Origin of the sequence: Streptomyces sp. PsTaAH-124 (assembly GCF_000373685.1) — a bacterium.
Taxonomy (GTDB): Bacteria; Actinomycetota; Actinomycetes; order Streptomycetales; family Streptomycetaceae; genus Streptomyces; species Streptomyces andamanensis.
The window spans coordinates 299,761-316,912 of the sequence record NZ_KB892157.1 but is presented as its reverse complement, the minus strand read 5'-3'; the positions used below and the strand labels follow the sequence as shown (position 1 = coordinate 316,912).

Here is a 17,152-nt window from a genome sequence, read left to right as displayed (position 1 = left end):
ACCGTGTGGGTACGCCACACACCGCCTCGCGCCGCCGCCCGGGGGCGAGCCGTACGCTGGGCCCCATGCAGACCTCGTCGGACCGGCATGCGTACCCCGCCCACTGGGAGGCCGACGTGGTGCTGCGCGACGGGGGCACGGCACGGATCCGGCCCATCACCGCCGAGGACGCCGACCGGCTGGTCAGCTTCTACGAGCAGGTGTCGGACGAGTCCAAGTACTACCGCTTCTTCGCGCCCTACCCGCGCCTGTCCGCCAAGGACGTCCACCGCTTCACGCACCATGACTTCGTGGACCGGGTGGGGCTCGCGGCCACCGTCGGCGGCGAGTTCATCGCCACCGTACGCTACGACCGCATCGGCCCCGCCGGAGCGCCCGGCCCGGCGCCCGGCGACGAGGCCGAGGTCGCCTTCCTGGTGCAGGACGCCCACCAGGGGCGCGGGGTCGCCTCCGCCCTGCTGGAGCACATCGCGGCCGTCGCCCGCGAGCGCGGCATCCGCCGCTTCTCCGCCGAGGTGCTGCCCGCGAACACCAAGATGATCAAGGTGTTCACCGACGCCGGGTACACCCAGAAGCGCAGCTTCGAGGACGGTGTCGTCCGACTGGAGTTCGACATCGAGCCGACGGACCGCTCGCTGGCCGTGCAGCGCGCGCGGGAGCAGCGCGCGGAGGGGCGCTCGGTGCGGCGGCTGCTGCTGCCCGGCTCGGTCGCCGTGATCGGCGTCGGCCGCGGCCCCGCGAGCGTGGGCCGCGGCATCCTCGGCCATCTGCGCGAGGCCGGGTTCACCGGCCCGCTGTACGCCGTCAACCGCGCCTTCGAGCCGGAGCGCGCGGAGATCGACGGGGTGCCCGCCCACCGCTCGGTGCGGGAGATCGCGGAGCCGGTCGACCTCGCCGTGGTCGCCGTACCGGCCGACCGGGTCCCCGAGGTGGTCGCCGAGTGCGGCGAGCACGGGGTGCAGGGGCTCGTCGTGATCTCCGCCGGGTACGCGGAGAGCGGGCCCGAGGGCCGCGAGCGGCAGCGGTCCCTTGTCCGGCAGGCACGCGCGTACGGTATGCGGATCATCGGCCCGAACGCCTTCGGGATCATCAACACCGCGCCCGGCGTCCGGCTCAACGCCTCGCTCGCCCCCGAGATGCCGCGGCCCGGCCGGATCGGCATGTTCACCCAGTCCGGGGCCATCGGCATCGCCCTGCTCTCCCGGCTGCACCGGCGCGGCGGCGGGGTCACCGGTGTGACCGGCGTCTCCACCTTCGTCTCGGCGGGCAACCGCGCGGACGTCTCGGGCAACGACGTCCTCCAGTACTGGTACGACGACCCCGGCACCGATGTGGCGCTGATGTACCTGGAGTCCATCGGCAACCCGCGCAAGTTCACCCGGCTGGCCCGGCGCACGGCGGCGGTGAAGCCGCTGGTGGTGGTGCAGGCCGCGGGCGCCCCGCAGGGCCACGCCGTGCGCGCGACCCGGCTGCCGCACGCGACGGTGTCCGCGCTGCTGCGCCAGGCCGGGGTGATCCGGGTGGACACCATCACCGAACTGGTCGACACCGGGCTGCTGCTGGCCCGGCAGCCGCTGCCCGCCGGAGCGCGGGTGGCGATCCTCGGCAACTCCGAGTCGCTGGGCGTGCTCACCTACGACCGCTGCCTGGCCGAGGGGCTGCGGCCGCAGCCGCCGCACGACCTGACGACGGCCGCCTCGGCGGAGGACTTCCGCGCCGCGCTGGCGCGGGCGCTGGCCGACGAGAGCAGCGACGCGGTCGTCGTCACCGCGATCCCGGCCGTGGGGGAGGGCGCCGCGCAGGACGCCGCCCTCGCCGGGGCGCTGCGCTCGGCCGCCCTGGCGAACCCGGCCAAGCCGGTCCTCGTCGTCCACGTCGAGCTGGGCGGCCTCGCCGAGGCCCTGTCGGCGGCGGCCAGCACGGGCCCCCAGCCCGGCGGCTCCCTTCCGCAGCAGCCTCCGCTCCCGGGTGCCTCCGCGGTCACCGGTACCCCCGGCGTCCCGCCGGACGCGGAAGCCACCGCGGCCACAAGCACCCCACCGGGCCCGGAGACACCCCCTGCCCCGGAGACACCCCCTGGCCCGGAGACACCCGGAGACCCGGAGACACCCGCCCCCCGCCTCATCCCCGCCTACCCCGCCGCCGAGCGGGCCGTGCGGGCGCTCGCCGAGGCGGTGCGCTACGGGCAGTGGCGGCGCGAGGCGGCCGAACCGGGCAAGGTGCCGGAGTACGAGGACATCGACGAGAAGGGCGCCGCCGCGCTCATCACCGGCCTCCTGGACCGCGGGGAGGGCCTCACGCCCGGCGCCGAGGACACCTGCGCGCTGCTCGCCCGCTACGGCATCCCCGTCCGCCGGGCCGTCCCCGCGCCCACCGCCGATGCCGCCGCCGAGGCCGCCCGCACCCTCGGCTACCCGGTCGCCCTGAAGGCCACCGCCCCGCACCTGCGCCACCGCGCCGACCTGGGCGGCGTCCGCCTCGACCTCGCCGACGAGGAGCAACTGCGCCGTTCCTACGCGGAGTTGACCGAGCTGTTCGGCAGCCCGCAGGAGGTGCGGCCGGTGGTGCAGACCATGGCGCCCCGGGGCGTCGACACCGTCGTGCGGTCGGTCATCGACCCGGCGGCCGGTGCGGTGCTCTCCTTCGGCCTCGCCGGAGCCCCCTCCCAGCTCCTCGACGACATGGCGCACCGCCTGGTCCCGGTCACCGGCCGGGAGGCCACCTCCATGATCCGCTCCATCCGCACCGCCCCCCTGCTGTTCGGCTGGCGCGGCTCGGCGCCGGTCGACACCCCCGCCCTGGAGGAGATGCTGCTGCGCGTCTCCCGGCTCGTCGACGACCACCCCGAGGTCGCCGCCGTCACCCTGGAGCCGGTCGTCGTCGCCCCGCACGGGGTGAGCGTCCTCGGCGCGAGCGTGCGCCTGGCCCCGCCGCCCGTCCGCGACGACCTCGGCCCGCGCACCCTCCCGGCGTACTGACCCTCCCGGCGTACTGACCGCCCGCCGACGGCCCGCCCACCGGTTCGCCCGGACGTTCCCCGCGACGAACCGGTGCCTGGCAGTCAGTGCCTCCCCGTAGGATGGACGGCATGGCCAAGACCAGTACGACGACCCAGGGGCTGCGGGCGGCGATCGAACGCAGCGGCTACTACCCGGCTCTCGTGGCCGAGGCGGTGGAGGCCGCCGTGGGCGGCGAGCCCATCCGGTCGTACCTGGTCCACCAGGAGACCACCTTCGACCAGAACGAGGTGCGGCGGCACGTCACCGTGCTCGTCCTCACCGCCAACCGCTTCATCGTCAGCCACACCGACGAGCAGGCGGCCGACAGCACCTCCCCGACGCCGTACGCCACGACGTCCACCGAATCGGTGAAGCTCGGCCGGATCTCGTCGGTCGTGGTGAGCCGGGTCGTCGCCAACCCGGAGCAGTACACCCCGGGCACGCTGCCCCGCGAGGTCGTCCTCACCATCGGCTGGGGCGCCGTCTCCCGCATCGACCTGGAGCCCGCCGCCTGCGGCGATCCGAACTGCGAGGCGGACCACGGCTACACGGGGAACTCCACCGCCGACGACCTCAGCCTCCGCGTCAGCGAGGCGGGGGACGGCCCGGAGACCGTGCGCCAGACGCTCGCCTTCGCCCAGGCGGTCTCCGAGGCCACCGCGGACGTCACCCGCTGATGCCGGCCCAGCCCACCGCCTGGGACCACCCCGAGCCCCTCGCCGTCGCCTCCGCGCCCGTCCCCGCCTACGGATCGGGGTCGCTCGCCGACCTGCTGCCCACCCTGGCCGCCGGGATGGACGTCCCCGGGACCACGGCCGCGATCCCCGAGCTGGCCCCCGCCGACCGCGCCTGCGTCTTCCTGATCGACGGCCTCGGCTGGGAGCAGCTGCGCGCGCACCCCGACGAGGCGCCCTTCCTGACCTCCCTGCTGGGCAGCTCGCGCGGCGGCACCGGCCGTCCGCTCACCGCCGGCTACCCGGCCACCACCGCGACCTCCCTCGCCTCCGTCGGCACCGGCCTGCCCCCGGGCGCGCACGGACTGCCCGGCTACACGGTGCGCGACCCGGCCACCGGGGCGCTGATGAACCAGCTCCGCTGGCAGCCCTACACCGACCCGCGCGCCTGGCAGCCGTACCCCACCGTCTTCGAGCTGGCCCACCGCGCCGGGGTGCACGCCGCGCAGGTCTCCTCCCCGGCCTTCCAGAACACCCCGCTCACCAAGGTCGCGCTCAGCGGCGGCACCTTCCTGGGCCGGCTGACCGGCGAGGAGCGCATGGACGTGGCGGCCGGGCAGCTCGCCGCGGCCGACCGCGCCCTCGTCTACACGTACTACTCCGAACTCGACGGCGCAGGCCACCGCTTCGGCGTGGACTCCGACGCCTGGCGCGGCCAGCTGATGCACGTCGACCGGCTCGCCCAGCGGCTGGCCGAGCAGCTTCCGCCGCGCAGCGCGCTCTACGTCACCGCCGACCACGGCATGGTCGACATCGTCTTCGACGAGGAGCACCGCATCGACTTCGACGCCGACTGGGAGCTGCGCGCCGGTGTCGCCCTGCTCGGCGGCGAGGGCCGCGCCCGGCACGTGTACGCGGTGCCCGGCGCCGCCGGTGACGTGCTGACCTGCTGGCGCGAGGTGCTGGGGGAGCAGTTCTGGGTGGCCTCGCGGGACGAGGCGATCGACGCCGGCTGGTTCGGGCCCCGGATCGACGACCGGGTGTACGAGCGACTCGGCGACGTGATCGCGGCGGCCCGGGACGACGTCCTGCTCATCGCCTCGGAGCGGGAGCCCAAGGAGTCCCTGATGGTCGGCAACCACGGTTCCATGACCCCGGCCGAGCAGTTCGTCCCGCTGCTCGAAGCCCGCCCCTGACCCTCGCCGCCCGCCCCTTCCCCGACCCGCGACCTCGCCGAAAGGTGCCCGCCCCCTCATGCCCGAGCTGGTGTTCTTCTCCGGAACGATGGACTGCGGGAAGTCGACACTGGCTCTCCAGATCGAGCACAACCGCTCGGCGCGCGGACTCGCCGGTCTGATCTTCACCCGCGACGACCGGGCGGGCGAGGGCAAGCTGTCCTCCCGCCTCGGTCTGGTCACCGACGCCGTGGAGGTGGAGGACGGCGTCGACCTCTACTCCTACCTGGTCGACCACCTCTCCCAGGGCGGCCGGGCCGACTATGTGATCGCCGACGAGGCGCAGTTCCTCGCGCCCGAGCAGATCGACCAGCTCGCCCGTGTCGTGGACGACCTGGAGATCGACGTCTACGCCTTCGGCATCACCACCGACTTCCGCTCCAAGCTGTTCCCCGGCTCCCAGCGCCTGGTCGAACTCGCCGACCGCGTGGAGGTCCTCCAGGTGGAGGCCCTGTGCTGGTGCGGCGCCCGCGCCACGCACAACGCCCGCACGGTAGGCGGCGTCATGGTGGTGGAGGGCGCCCAGGTCGTCGTGGGCGACGTCGACCAGTCCCCGGACGAGATCGGCTACGAGGTGCTGTGCCGCCGCCACCACCGCCGCCGCATGACCGCGGCCTCGGCCCGCGCGGCGGCCCTGTCCCCGGACGTCCTGCCGGTCACCCCGGCCTGACCCCGCCGACAGGGCGGCCCCATCCGCACGAGCGTCAGCCCCGCCCCTCCGGCGAGGCGACAGCCCCGACGAACCCGGCCCAGGCCGTGCGCGAGACGGTGAGCTTGGGTCCGGTGGTCGCTTTCGAGTCGCGGACGTGCACGGCGGCCGGGGCTGCTGCGACCTCTACACAGTCGCCGCCTTCTGTTCCGCTGCGGCTGCTTTTGGTCCAGGTGAGGCCGACGAACCCGGCCCAGGCCGTGCGTGAGACGGTGAGCTTGGGTCCGGTGGTGGCTTTCGAGTCGCGGACGTGCACGGCAGCCGGGGCAGCCGCGACCTCGACGCACTGACCGCCTTCTGTTCCGCTGTGGCTGCTCTTGGTCCAGGCGAGGTCGATGAAGCCCGTCCATGCCGCACGCGAGACCGTGAGCATGGGGCCGGTGGCGGTTTTCGAGTCGCGGACGTGTACGAGTGTCGTGGCGGGTGCGACCTCTACGCATTCCCCGCCTTCTGTTCCGCTGTAGCTGCTCTTGAACCAGGCGAGGCCGGAGACGACGGTCGAAGACTCAGCGTTGTTCATGGCGCTCCCAGCAACCCTTCGATGAACTCCGTTGACTCCCGCGGACTGAGAGCCTGTGATCGGATGATCCCATGGAGTGCGGCAGCCAGAACCCCTTGCTCCGAGTCGGTCTGTAGAGAGCCGATACCCCGCGCCTCGGCGTACACGAACTTCTTGCCGTCCTTGCGCGTGACGACCGTGAACGGCCCGTTCACCCCCGCGTTGTCCTCACGGTCGAGCGGCATGACCTGGATCTCGACATTGCGCTTCTGTCCGATCAGCAGGAGATGCTCCAACTGCCCGTGCAGCACTGCCCGGCCGCCATACGGACGTCGCAGAAGGGACTCGTCGAGCACGAAGCTCAGGAAGGGTGCGGGCTGGTGCTCGAAGATGCTCTGCCGAGCCAATCTTGATGTCACGCGCTGCTCGATTGTTTCCTGGTCGAGGGGAGGGCGCCTCATGGCGAGCAGTGCTCTCATGTACTCCTCGGTCTGGAGCAGGCCGTTGAGCACGGGCATGCTGTACGAGACCAGTTCGACCGCCTTCTTCTCCAACGCCGCCATCCCCCGGAAGAACGCCGGATACTGAGCCCGCTCCACCTGCTCCTGCCACAGGCACAGCAACCCGCCCGCCCCCAGCACCTCGTCCGCCCGCTCGATCGTCTGCGGAGTCGGAATCCTCCGTCCCTGCTCGAACGACGCGATCGTGGACGCCGAGTACCCGAGCCGCCGCCCGAACTCCTCGCGCTCCAGCCCTTCCCGCAGCCGCAGCATCTTCATGGTCTGCCCGGCCACGACCCCGCCCGCCCCGCGCCGCGGCCGGACCACACCTTCGAGATGAGGTTCACCTCCACACCCCGAGGGGCCCGCCTCGCCCGCCGGCTCGCGGCCGTCCGCCTGCACGCGTGGGACATCCCGTACGGCACCGACGCGCACGACGCGATCGTGCTGATCGTCGCGGAGCTGGCCGCGAACGCCGTACGGCACGGCCATGTGCCCGGCCGGGACTTCCGGCTCGCTCTCCACGCCGCCGCGGGCGCCCGTACCGTCCGCGTCGAGGTCACCGACACCCGGGGCGAACGCCTCCCGCGCCGCCCCGGCCCGCCGCAGGGCGCCGCCGGTGCCGAGGAGTCCGGCCGCGGGCTGCTCCTCGTGGCGCACCTGGCCGCCCGCTGGGGCTGGCACCCACGCCCGGACGGACCGGGCAAGACCGTCTGGGCCGAGTACGCGGGACCCGGCCCCGCAGTCAACTGAGAGGCGGCCAGGCGGATATGGCTATGATCTCCACGGCAAGGCTGTAGCGCAGTGGTCGTCGCGCCCCCGCATCAAGCTGGAGGACGTCGGTTCGAATCCGACCAGCCTTGCCACCCTTGTCGTGGAGGAAGTCGATGGGCGTCGGTCCGGCCCCGGACGGCCGGGAGCGGTGCCGCCCCCGGCGAGGCGGGCACCGGCGACGGACCGGTGGAGTGGTGATGACGCAGCCGACACCCGTGCGCTGCCCGGCGATCGAGCACCCGGACATCCCGATCGGCGATCCCGCCGCGCTGGACCCGCTGCTGGCCCGGCTGGGCTCGGCACGCCCGGTGGCGGACGACGAGACGTTCCCGCTCGGCACCGTACGCGCCGACGGCCGGATCGACCTGTGCAAGCAGGGACTCGGCGCGGCCGGTGCCGCCCGCCTGCTGCCCGTGGCCGCCGCCTCGCCGCACGCCCGGCACCTCCTGCTCGGCACCAACGCCATCGGGGACGAGGGCGCGACCGCGGTGGCACGGGCCGTCGGCTCCGGACCGCACGGGCTGCACACCCTCTACCTCGGCTGCAACCGCATCGGACCGGACGGCGTCACCGCGCTCGCCGGAGCGCTGGCGGCCGACACCACCGTCCGCGCCCTGTGGCTCAAGCGCAACCCGGTCGGCGACGACGGCGCCCGCGCGCTCGCCGCGCTGCTGCGCCGCAACACCGCCCTGCGCACCCTCGACCTGGTCAACACCGGCCTCACCACCGCCGGACTGCGCGCCCTGCTCGACGCCCTCACCGACCGCCCGCAGCCGGTCGAACGCCTCTTCCTCGGCGGCAACGGCCTGACCGCCGACGCCGCCGGACCGCTGGCCGCGCTCGTGCGCGAAGCGGGCGTACGCGAGCTGTACCTGCCCGCCAACCACCTCGGCGACGAGGGCGCCGCCGTCCTCGCCGCGGCCGCCGACCCCGCCCGCCCGCTGCGGCTCGGCCTGGGCGGCAACGGCATCGGCCCCGCCGGGGCGCGCGCCCTCGCGGAGGCCCTGACCGGCATCGAGACGCTCGACCTGGGCCGCCCGCCCTCCGAACGGAGCCTGGGCGCCCCCGCCAACGCCACCGGCGACGAAGGCGCCGGTGCCCTGGCCGCCGCCCTGCCGGGCAGCCCGCTGCGCCGCCTCGAACTGCGCCACACCGGACTCACCGGACGCGGCGCCAAGTCCCTGCTCGCCGCCGTACCGGACGACTCGCCGCTGGAGTACGTCGGCCTGGGCCCCGGCCTGCCCCGCAAGGTCAAGCGGTCCTTCACCCGCCGTCTGCGGCCCGGCACCGGCACCCACCCCGACCTGCGCGCGATAGGGAGCGTCTACCGGTGAGCCCGCGCCCCGCACCGCCCTGCTTCTCCACCGAGGAGGCGGCGGCCCGGCGGCGGATCCGCCGCCACGCGGTGACCCGCACGACCATCGAACAGGCCACCGAGCGCCGCCTGGCCGGCGACTGGCGCGGCGCGTGCGCGGCGGCCCGCGTGGACCTCGCCCTCGACCTCGCGGAGATCGCCTCCCACTGCGGCCAGGACGTCGCCGACGCCCTGACGGACGACCTGCGCCACCTCGTCCCCGACCTGCTGCACTGGCATCTGCCCCGGCTGCTCGGCGGCTGGACCACCCTGGACACCTACCGGACCGTGGTCCTCGCCCGCTACCGCCCGGTGGACCCGGCCGAACACCCCGGCACGACCCCGTACCTGTACGTCACCACCCCCGCGATGCGGGAGGGCCCGCAGCGGGTCGCCCTGCGGTTCCGGACGGTCGAGGACGAGCGGGCCCCCGGTGTCTTCGGACCCCGGACCGAGGACTGGCGGCACGCCCGGCACCTGTGGGACGCCCGGCACACCGCCGCACTGCGCGAACGCTGCGGCGGCGCCCACGACCGCCTCCCGTTCCTCCGCCCCGACGGCACCCCGCGTGCCGTGGACGAACTGCCCACCGCCGACCCCGGCCCCGGCGACCCGGCGGCCCGCGCCGAATGGATCACCCTGCTGCACCAGCGCGGTGACCGCCGCGCGGCTCTCGCGGCGGCCGGTGTCGACGCCGACCTGACCCCGCCACCGCAGGGCTTCCGCTGGTACCGGTCCGACCCCGAGGCGTTCCTCGGCCGGTTCGCCCTCGACCACACCCGGCTGGAGCGCGAGGTCCGCGGGTCGGCCGAGGCGGGCGCCGGACACCGCTTCCTCCTCGGCAGCGACTCCCGCACCCACCTCCTGCTGGAGACGCCCCCGTCCGGCGGGACCGGGCTCAGGGCCCGGCTCGTCGACCGGACGAAGGCCCAGGGCGTGCCGTTCCTGGCCGAGGCGCGCTGGCGCCGCCTGCCCGACCTCGACCTGCTGCGCGACGGCGGGATCACCGCGGAGCACCTGCACCCGCTGGTCCGCGACGCCCTGTTCCCCGCGCTGCGCGCCACCGGCGGCCCCGGCGGACCGCCCGGACCCGGTGTCCCCGCACCCATCCGGGTCCGCTGCCGCGGCGCGTGGCACGAGGTCGGCTTCCGGCCGGGCGGCGGCCTGCTCCAGATGCCGCACAGCGACGAGGAGCAGCGGCGCGAGCAGGCCCTGCGCGCCTTCGGCGGCGCCGTCACCGGCTGCTTCGCCGTCCGGCAGACCTGGACGTCGGGGGAGGGCCGGCTGCCCAGGGCCCTGCGCGCCCAGCGGCGGGAACTGTTCCTGCGCGCCCAGCACGGCGACACCCACGGGGTGCTCGCCCTGCTGGACCTGGGCATGGACCCGGGGGTGCGGGACGCCTCCGGACGCACCCTGCTGCACGTCCTGCACCTGCTGGACCACGAGACGCTGCTGCCCCGGCTGCTCGCGCACGGCCTCGACCTGGAGGCCCGCGACCGGCGCGACCGCACCCCGCTGTTCACCGCGGTCAACGACGGCGGCTCCCGTGCCCTGGTGGAGGCGCTCGTCGCCGCCGGTGCCCGGCTCGACGTCGTCGACGAGTCCGACTTTTCCCTGGCCCAGATCATCCGCCGCTACCGGCGGACCGACCTGGCCCCCCTGCGCGAGCGTGTACGGGCGGAGCATCCGGACCTCGGCGTCGCCTGGCTGGACCGGTGGCTGGACGAGAAGGAACGGGAGCAGCAGCAGTACGACACCGACGACGCCCACGACGGCGAGGACGGGACCCCGTGAGCACCACCCGCCCCACAGGCACCCACTCCCCGAGCCCCCTGGCCGCCGCCGACCACCTGGTCGACCGGCTGCGCGTCCGGCACACCGAACCCGCCACCAGCACCCAACTGGAGGCGCTGGCGCTTGCGGTGACGGCCAATCAGCCCGTCCTGCTGTGGGGCGAGCCGGGCATCGGCAAGTCCGCGGGCCTCGAACAGCTCGCCGCCGGACTCGGCCTGCCGCTGGAGACGGTCATCGCCAGCGTCCACGAGCCCTCCGACTTCGCCGGGCTGCCGATCGTCGGCGACGATCCGGCGGTCACCGGAGTGCCGATGGCCCCGCCCGACTGGGCGGTCCGGCTCACCCGCGCCGGACAGGGCCTCCTCTTCTTCGACGAACTCTCCTCGGCGCCCCCGGCCGTCCAGGCGGCACTGCTGCGCGTCGTCCTCGAACGCCGGGTCGGCAGCCTCGCCCTGCCCGACGCCGTCCGGATCGTCGCCGCCGCCAACCCGCCCTCCAGCGCCGCCGACGGCTGGCACCTCAGCCCGCCGCTGGCCAACCGCTTCGTCCACCTGGACTGGACGCATGACCCGCGCACGGTCGCCCGCGGCATGGCCGGCACCTGGCCCGAGGCGGCCGTCCCCACGGTCGACGCGGGCAAGGTGCCCGGCGCCGTGGCACGGGCCCGCGGCGCCGTCTCCGGCTTCCTCACCGCCCGGCCGGGACTGGTCCACCACCTGCCCGCCGACGCCGAGAGCAGGGGCCGCTCCTGGCCGTCCCCGCGCACCTGGGAGATGGCGCTGCGGCTGCTCGCCACCGGCTACGCGACCGGCGCCGGGCGCGAGGCGGTGGCCGCCGCGCTCACCGGCGCGGTCGGCGACGGCGCGGGCATCGAACTGCTGTCGTACCTGGAACACCTCGACCTCCCGGACCCCGAACGGGTCCTCGCCGACCCCGACGCGTTCGCCCTGCCCGAGCGCGGCGACCGCCAACTGGCCTTTCTCATCGCGGTGGTCGCCGCTGTCCGGAGCGACCTCACCCGGCCCCGCTGGGAGGCGGGCTGGACGGTGCTGGGCAAGGCCGTGGAGGCGGGCGTACCGGACGTGGCCGCCCGCGCCGCCACCGACCTCGCGGCGATGCGCCACCCGGACTGGCCGGTGCCGCCCGGCATCGACGGCTTCCTCGACCTGCTCCGGCTCTCCGGGGCCCTGCCCGGCAGCCCGTGAGGGCACGGCGATGACGGACGCCCGCCGGGAGCTGGACACCACCAAGCTGCTCGCCGCCCGCTACCGCGCGGCGAGCGACCGCCCGTATCTCGCCTCGGCCCTGTACGCCCTGACGGTCGTCCCCTCCCACGAGGTACCGACCATGGGCGTGGACCGGCACTGGCGCTGCTACGTGTCGCCCGCCTTCGTCGAGGCGACCCCGGTCGCGGAACTCGCAGGCGTATGGGTGCACGAGGCCGCGCACCTGCTGCGCGACCACCACGGCCGCGCCGAGCGGCTGCCCGCCGCCGACCAGCGCGACGCGCACCGGGTGAACATCGCCCAGGACTGCGAGATCAACGACGACCTCCTCGCCGACGGTCTGCGGCTGCCCGCCGGACGTGTCGAGCCCCGCCTCTTCGGTCTGCCGGAGGGGCAGTTGTTCGAGGCGTATCTGCCGGGGCTGCCCGCCCACCGCCAGGCACACGACTGCGGATCGGGTGCCCATGGCCGTCCGGTGCCCTGGGAGATCACCGGCCCCGCCGGTCCCGCCCGTCTCGGGGAGACCGAGGCACAGGCGCTGCGCCGGCACACCGCCGAGGCGATGCGCGCCCACCAGCGCGGTCGCGGCACCCTGCCCGGAGGCTGGCGGCGCTGGGCCGAGGCGATCCTCGAACCCACGGTCGACTGGCGCCAGGCGCTGTCCGGCGCGGTCCGCGAGGCCGCCGCCTGGGCCGGAGGCGCCGTCGACTACACCTACCGCCGCCCCTCGCGCCGCACCCCGGCGCTGCGCGGAGTCGTGCTGCCGAGCCTGCGCCGCCCGCTGCCCCGGGTGGCCGTGGTCGTCGACACCTCCGGTTCGATGGGCGAGGCCGAACTCGCCGCCGCCCTGGGCGAGGTGACGGGCGTGCTGCGCGAGGTCGGCGTGCGCGGCAACCGCGTGACCGTCCTCGCCTGCGACGCCGACGTGCAGGCCGTGTCCCGGGTGACGGCCACCGAACAGGTCGTCCTCGGCGGCGGAGGCGGCACCGACCTGCGCGTCGGCATCGACGCCGCCCTGACCGCCCCCGACCGCCCCGGCATCGTCATCGTCCTCACCGACGGCCTCACCCCCTGGCCCGAACAGCCCACCTCCTGCCGCCTGATAGCCGCCCTGATCGGCCCCGACGCCCCCCACCCCCCGCACTGGGCGGAAACGATACGCATCCCACCCACCTGACCCCGCCGCAGCACGGCCACCCTCTCGCCGCCCCACCGGGGCGCGCCCACGGGTCCGGTTCTGCCGCCCGACACGGTCACGGGCCCGCGTCCACCGCCCCCGCCCGGCACGGCCTGTCCGCCGCGCGCCCGGGTCCGGCGCTCCCGCCCCGTACGATCACCACCCCGCCGATCCACCGCAGCACGGCTACCGTCCCGTCGCCCGCCGAGGCGTGTTCCACCGGTCCAGGTCTGCCACTCGACGCGTCCACCGGCCCGCGCCCGCCGCCCCGGCACGGACGGCCCGCCCTGCGCCCCGCCGCAGCGCGGCCACCGCCCCGCTGACCCATCGACCCGCCGCCCCGTCGAGGCGCGGTCATCGGTCCGTGCCTGCGGCCCCGGCGTGGCCGCCGCCGTTCCAGGGCTGCCGCTCGAAACGACCGCTACCGTCCCGCCACTTCGGCCACCGGGCCACCCGCCACCCCGCTGAACCACGCACACGGCCTCGATCCGCACCGGGACACGGCGCCCGCGCCCGATGCCCCGAGCCCGCCCCCGCGGCGACGGGTCCCGCCCCCGTCACGGACACCAGCGCAGCAGGAGCACCCAGAGCCCCGGGCCCCGCGCCCCGCGCGGAACCGGCCGCGGGCCCGCCGCGCCCGGGGCCGGGGCACGGGCCGTCGGCGCTCGCCTCACCCGCCCGCGCGCCGCCTGTCCGCTCCCGTGCCGCCGCGCTGGAGCACCGCGAAGCGGGCGCCCTCCGGGTCCGTGACCGTGGCGGTGCGGCCGCGGGCGGTGTCGTGGGCCGGGGCGACGACACGTCCGCCGAGCCCGGTCAGCCGCTCCACCGCCGCGTCCGTGTCGGCGACCTCGAAGTACGTCAGCCAGTGCGGACCCCCGTCGTGCCGCAGCGCGGGCCCCGCGCCGAGGATCCCGGCGACCGGCCGGCCGTCCAGGCACAGCGTCACCCGGTCGGCGGCCTCCTCGCCCGCTCCGGCACCGCCGGACTCCGGGCGCCGCTCCTCGTAACCGAACAGCGAGGCGTAGAACTTGGCGACGTTCGCGGTCTCGAAGGTGCGCAGCTCGTTCCAGAGCGGCGCCCCTGGCCGGCCACCGGCGGCGCCCCCGCGCTCCCCGGGCACCTGCCAGACACCGAAGACCGCCCCGGAGGGGTCGGAGCCGAGCACCAGCCGGCCGACCTCGCCCGCGTCGAGCGGCCCCACCCCGACCGTGCCCCCGCACAGCCGTACCGTTTCGGCCGTCACATCCACGTCGTCCGAGGCGAGATACGGGGTCCAGGCGACCGGAAGATGGCGGTCGGGCGGCAGCAGGCCGATGCCCGCCACCTGCCGCCCGTCCAGCCGGGCCCGGACATAGGGGCCGAGCTGGGCGGGACCCGGCTCGAACTCCCAGCCGAACAGCTCGCCGTAGAAGCCCTGGGTCGCGGTCATGTCGTGCACCATCAGGCTCACCCAGCAGGGTGTCCCGGGCGTGTGCCGGGCGCTCGCCCGGCCGTCCCGGTCGGCCGGATCCGGTGCCTGAGTCATCGTCACTCTCTTCTCGGCCCCTCGCGGTGGCCGCGTCGATTCCGCTCGCTCTCCGGACTCGGAACGATGACCGGAGGATGCCCCGTGTGCGGTGTCCTGTCCGTTTCGGCGTGCTTTCCGACGGATGTCGATCGGCTGCACAGCATGTGGCTGATCCCGTACGCCTGGTGACCGGACCTGTCCGGCCGAGCAGAGTAGCGGGACCTGGACGCCGCGGCCACCCCGTGCGCAAGGATGGTGGCCATGAACGCCATCATCTACGCATCCGATCTGGCGGCCGCCCTCGGGGGCGCCGGGGCGCCGGTCCTGCTCGACGTCCGCTGGCAGCTCAGCACGGCCAGGGCCGCGGGCGAACCGCCCTTCGACGGGCGCGCGGCCTACGCGTCGGGCCACCTGCCCGGCGCCGTCTTCGTCGACCTGGACCGTGAACTCGCCTCCGCGCCGGGCGCGCACGGCCGCCATCCGCTGCCCGACCTCGCCGAGTTCGGCGCGGCGATGCGCCGTGCCGGGGTCGGCTCCGGACGTCCGGTCGTCGTGTACGACGGCGGGCAGGGCTGGGCGGCGGCGCGCGCCTGGTGGCTGCTGCGCTGGACCGGGCACCCTGACGTCCGGGTGCTCGACGGGGGCCTGGCGGCCTGGGACGGCCCGCTGGAGGAGACGGTTCCCGAACCGGCCGAGGGCGACTTCGTCCCGGAGCCCGGCGCCCTGGAACTGCTCGACGCCGACGGCGCGGGGGAGCTGGCCCGCTCCGGACTGCTGTTCGACGCGCGCGCCGGGGAGCGCTACCGGGGCGAGGTCGAGCCCATCGACCGGGTCGGCGGCCACATCCCGGGCGCGGTGTCCGCGCCGACGACCGAGAACGTCGGCCCGGACGGCCGGTTCCTGCCCGCCGGGCGGCTGCGCGAGCGGTTCGGGGAGCTGGGCGCCGCGGACGGCACCCACGTCGGTGTGTACTGCGGCTCGGGCGTCTCCGGCGCGCACGAGGTACTGGCCCTGGCCGTGGCGGGCATCCCGGCCGCGCTGTACGTCGGTTCCTGGTCGGAGTGGTCCGCGGACCCGTCCCGCCCGGTGGCGACGGGCGCGGAGCCGCAGTAGCCGACGGGGAGTACGCGTACGGGTGAGGGCCGCGCCTTCCGGTGCGGCCCTCACCCGTACACGCTTGCGGTCACTCCTGCTTCTTGCGCCGGGTGCCGAACACGATCTCGTCCCAGCTCGGGACGGCGGCCCGGCGGCCCGGCCGGACGCCGTCCGCCTCGGCCTGCCGGTCGGTCGCTCCGACGAGGCGGTCGCGGTGGCTGCCGACCGAGCGGGGCATGAGCACATCGGCGTAGGCGGACCCGGCCCCGGCGGACGCGGCGGGCGCGGGCGGCTCCTCCACCTCCGGCTCCTGGTCGGGCTCCTCGGCGGGTTCGGGGGTGCGCTCGGGCACCACCATGTCGCCGCGGAAGCTCGGCACCGCCTCCAGCAGGCTGGTCAGCGAGTCGCGTTCACCGGAAGCCTCCTCGGCGGCCGGTTCCAGCGCCTGGGCGGGCAGCGCGGGACGGTCGCGGTCCCGCTCCCGGTCGAGCGGGCGGTCGCGGGGCAGCCGGGCGATGCGGGGCACGAACGGGAAGCTGGGCTCGGGCGTGCCGAGGTCGTCGGACTCGCCGATCAGGGCGCGTGCCTCCGAGTCGACGGCCTGCACCAGGCGCCGCGGCGGGTCGTACGTCCAGCTCGCCGAGTGCGGTTCGCCCGCGACCCGGTAGACGAGCAGCACCTCCCAGGTGCCGTCGTCGCGGCGCCAGGAGTCCCACTGCACGGTGTCCTTCTCGGCGCCCCGCAGCAGCAGCCGCTCCTGCACGGCCTCGCCGAGCAGCGGGCCGGAGTTCTCGCCGGGGCGGCGGACCGGGGTCTTGCGGGCGCGCTCGGCCATGAAGGCGCGCTCGGCGAGCACGGGACCCTCGAAGCGGCGGACGCGGTCCACGGGGATGCCGGCGAGCTGGGCGACCTCTTCCGCGGTCGCTCCCGCTCTTATCCGCGCCTGGATGTCACGGGGGCGGAGATGGCTCTCCACCTCGATCTCGATCTGGCCGAGGCGGGGACGGTCGCCGCGCACGGCGGCGCGGAGCCGTTCGTCGATCGGAAGCGTGTACTCCGTGCTGTCCGCAGCCTTCAGCACCAGCCGTGTGCCGTCATTGGAGACGGCCACGACACGCAGTTCGGGCATGGGGACCTCCCGGGTGGTGCCTGCCGACGTCACGTGCGTCGCTGCTTCCGCTAGTCGAGTGTGGCCTGCCCGGGTGCAGCCTGCCACAACCTTGCCGAGTTGCCCGGCGTGTCGGGCGCGGGCCCTGGATCGCCGTTATGGCACGGTTACCTGTTCACAACGATCAGTGACCAACCGCGTCACCCTGTGCAACCAGCCCCCTCCCGGCGTTCCAGCAGGTCTCGGACACCCCGGCGGGAGACCGGACCCAGGGCTCGCAACAGTACTCCATTCGGACCACGTGCGTGGATCGCCGCGCCGCCCAACTTCTGGCGCCAGGCGGGACTTGGCCGCCCCTGACCCGTTTTCGCGATCATGAACGTGGCGTACTTCACGTAATCACCAGAAACGGAACTAAGGGTTTCGTCCGTACGTCCCTTTCTCGTGCAGTCGGCCGATCTCATCCCGAAGATTCGGTCGCGTACGGGAAAGGGAGGCAAG

Annotated in this window: 14 protein-coding genes; 10 read left to right on the top strand and 4 right to left on the bottom strand. The window is 75.1% G+C overall.

The genetic code is table 11. The features are described from left to right. Positions 1–65: 65 nt before the first annotated feature. From B086_RS0101280 to B086_RS0101265, 4 genes are all read left to right on the top strand, one after another. Positions 66–2,978, top strand: a complete 2,913-nt coding sequence (locus tag B086_RS0101280) for a bifunctional GNAT family N-acetyltransferase/acetate--CoA ligase family protein (protein WP_018564608.1) — start codon at positions 66–68, stop codon at positions 2,976–2,978. 101 nt (positions 2,979–3,079) lie between these two features. Continuing rightward, positions 3,080–3,676, top strand: a complete 597-nt coding sequence (locus tag B086_RS0101275; protein WP_018564607.1) for a DUF5998 family protein — start codon at positions 3,080–3,082, stop codon at positions 3,674–3,676. Continuing rightward, on the top strand, positions 3,676–4,869 hold the full coding sequence (locus B086_RS0101270) for an alkaline phosphatase family protein (RefSeq protein WP_018564606.1): 1,194 nt from the start codon (positions 3,676–3,678) through the stop codon (positions 4,867–4,869). Before B086_RS0101275 ends, B086_RS0101270 begins: the two co-directional genes overlap by 1 nt. A gap of 58 nt (positions 4,870–4,927) precedes the next feature. Continuing rightward, positions 4,928–5,578, top strand: coding sequence for a thymidine kinase (locus B086_RS0101265; RefSeq protein WP_018564605.1), 651 nt, complete (start codon positions 4,928–4,930; stop codon positions 5,576–5,578). A gap of 34 nt (positions 5,579–5,612) precedes the next feature. Here the strand turns inward: B086_RS0101265 and B086_RS42350 are convergent, their stop codons facing one another. Together B086_RS42350 and B086_RS0101255 are read right to left on the bottom strand one after the other, a co-directional pair. Beyond that, positions 5,613–6,137, bottom strand: a complete 525-nt coding sequence (locus B086_RS42350) for a DUF397 domain-containing protein (protein ID WP_018564604.1) — start codon at positions 6,135–6,137, stop codon at positions 5,613–5,615. Further along, positions 6,134–6,895: a helix-turn-helix domain-containing protein gene (locus B086_RS0101255; protein WP_078530945.1), complete on the bottom strand. Its 762-nt coding sequence runs from the start codon at positions 6,893–6,895 to the stop codon at positions 6,134–6,136. Before B086_RS0101255 ends, B086_RS42350 begins: the two co-directional genes overlap by 4 nt. 57 nt (positions 6,896–6,952) lie before the next feature. Between B086_RS0101255 and B086_RS0101250 the strand changes: the two genes are divergently transcribed. The 5 genes from B086_RS0101250 to B086_RS0101225 all read left to right on the top strand — a co-directional run bounded on the left by B086_RS0101250 (position 6,953) and on the right by B086_RS0101225 (position 12,941). Beyond that, entirely contained in the window at positions 6,953–7,369 is a 417-nt protein-coding gene (locus tag B086_RS0101250) for an ATP-binding protein (RefSeq protein ID WP_018564602.1), read from the top strand. 218 nt (positions 7,370–7,587) lie between these two features. Continuing rightward, positions 7,588–8,724 (top strand): hypothetical protein, encoded by a 1,137-nt coding sequence (locus tag B086_RS0101240; protein ID WP_018564601.1) that lies wholly within the window; start codon positions 7,588–7,590, stop codon positions 8,722–8,724. Beyond that, positions 8,721–10,538 (top strand): ankyrin repeat domain-containing protein, encoded by a 1,818-nt coding sequence (locus tag B086_RS38870; protein WP_051115733.1) that lies wholly within the window; start codon positions 8,721–8,723, stop codon positions 10,536–10,538. Before B086_RS0101240 ends, B086_RS38870 begins: the two co-directional genes overlap by 4 nt. Next, positions 10,535–11,743: a sigma 54-interacting transcriptional regulator gene (locus B086_RS0101230; RefSeq protein ID WP_018564600.1), complete on the top strand. Its 1,209-nt coding sequence runs from the start codon at positions 10,535–10,537 to the stop codon at positions 11,741–11,743. The genes B086_RS38870 and B086_RS0101230 overlap by 4 nt, the downstream gene beginning before the upstream one ends. A 10-nt stretch (positions 11,744–11,753) precedes the next feature. Then, positions 11,754–12,941, top strand: a complete 1,188-nt coding sequence (locus B086_RS0101225; protein ID WP_018564599.1) for a DUF2201 family putative metallopeptidase — start codon at positions 11,754–11,756, stop codon at positions 12,939–12,941. A gap of 670 nt (positions 12,942–13,611) precedes the next feature. Here the strand turns inward: B086_RS0101225 and B086_RS38865 are convergent. Beyond that, on the bottom strand, positions 13,612–14,466 hold the full coding sequence (locus B086_RS38865) for a VOC family protein (RefSeq protein ID WP_018564598.1): 855 nt from the start codon (positions 14,464–14,466) through the stop codon (positions 13,612–13,614). A gap of 243 nt (positions 14,467–14,709) precedes the next feature. On the opposite strand from B086_RS38865, the gene B086_RS0101215 reads away from it, so the two are divergent. Further along, positions 14,710–15,561 (top strand): sulfurtransferase, encoded by an 852-nt coding sequence (locus B086_RS0101215; protein WP_018564597.1) that lies wholly within the window; start codon positions 14,710–14,712, stop codon positions 15,559–15,561. Between the two features lie 70 nt (positions 15,562–15,631). Here the strand turns inward: B086_RS0101215 and sepH are convergent, their stop codons facing one another. Continuing rightward, complete coding sequence (gene sepH, locus B086_RS0101210) at positions 15,632–16,672, bottom strand: septation protein SepH (protein ID WP_018564596.1); 1,041 nt, start codon at positions 16,670–16,672, stop codon at positions 15,632–15,634. Positions 16,673–17,152 lie beyond the last annotated feature (480 nt).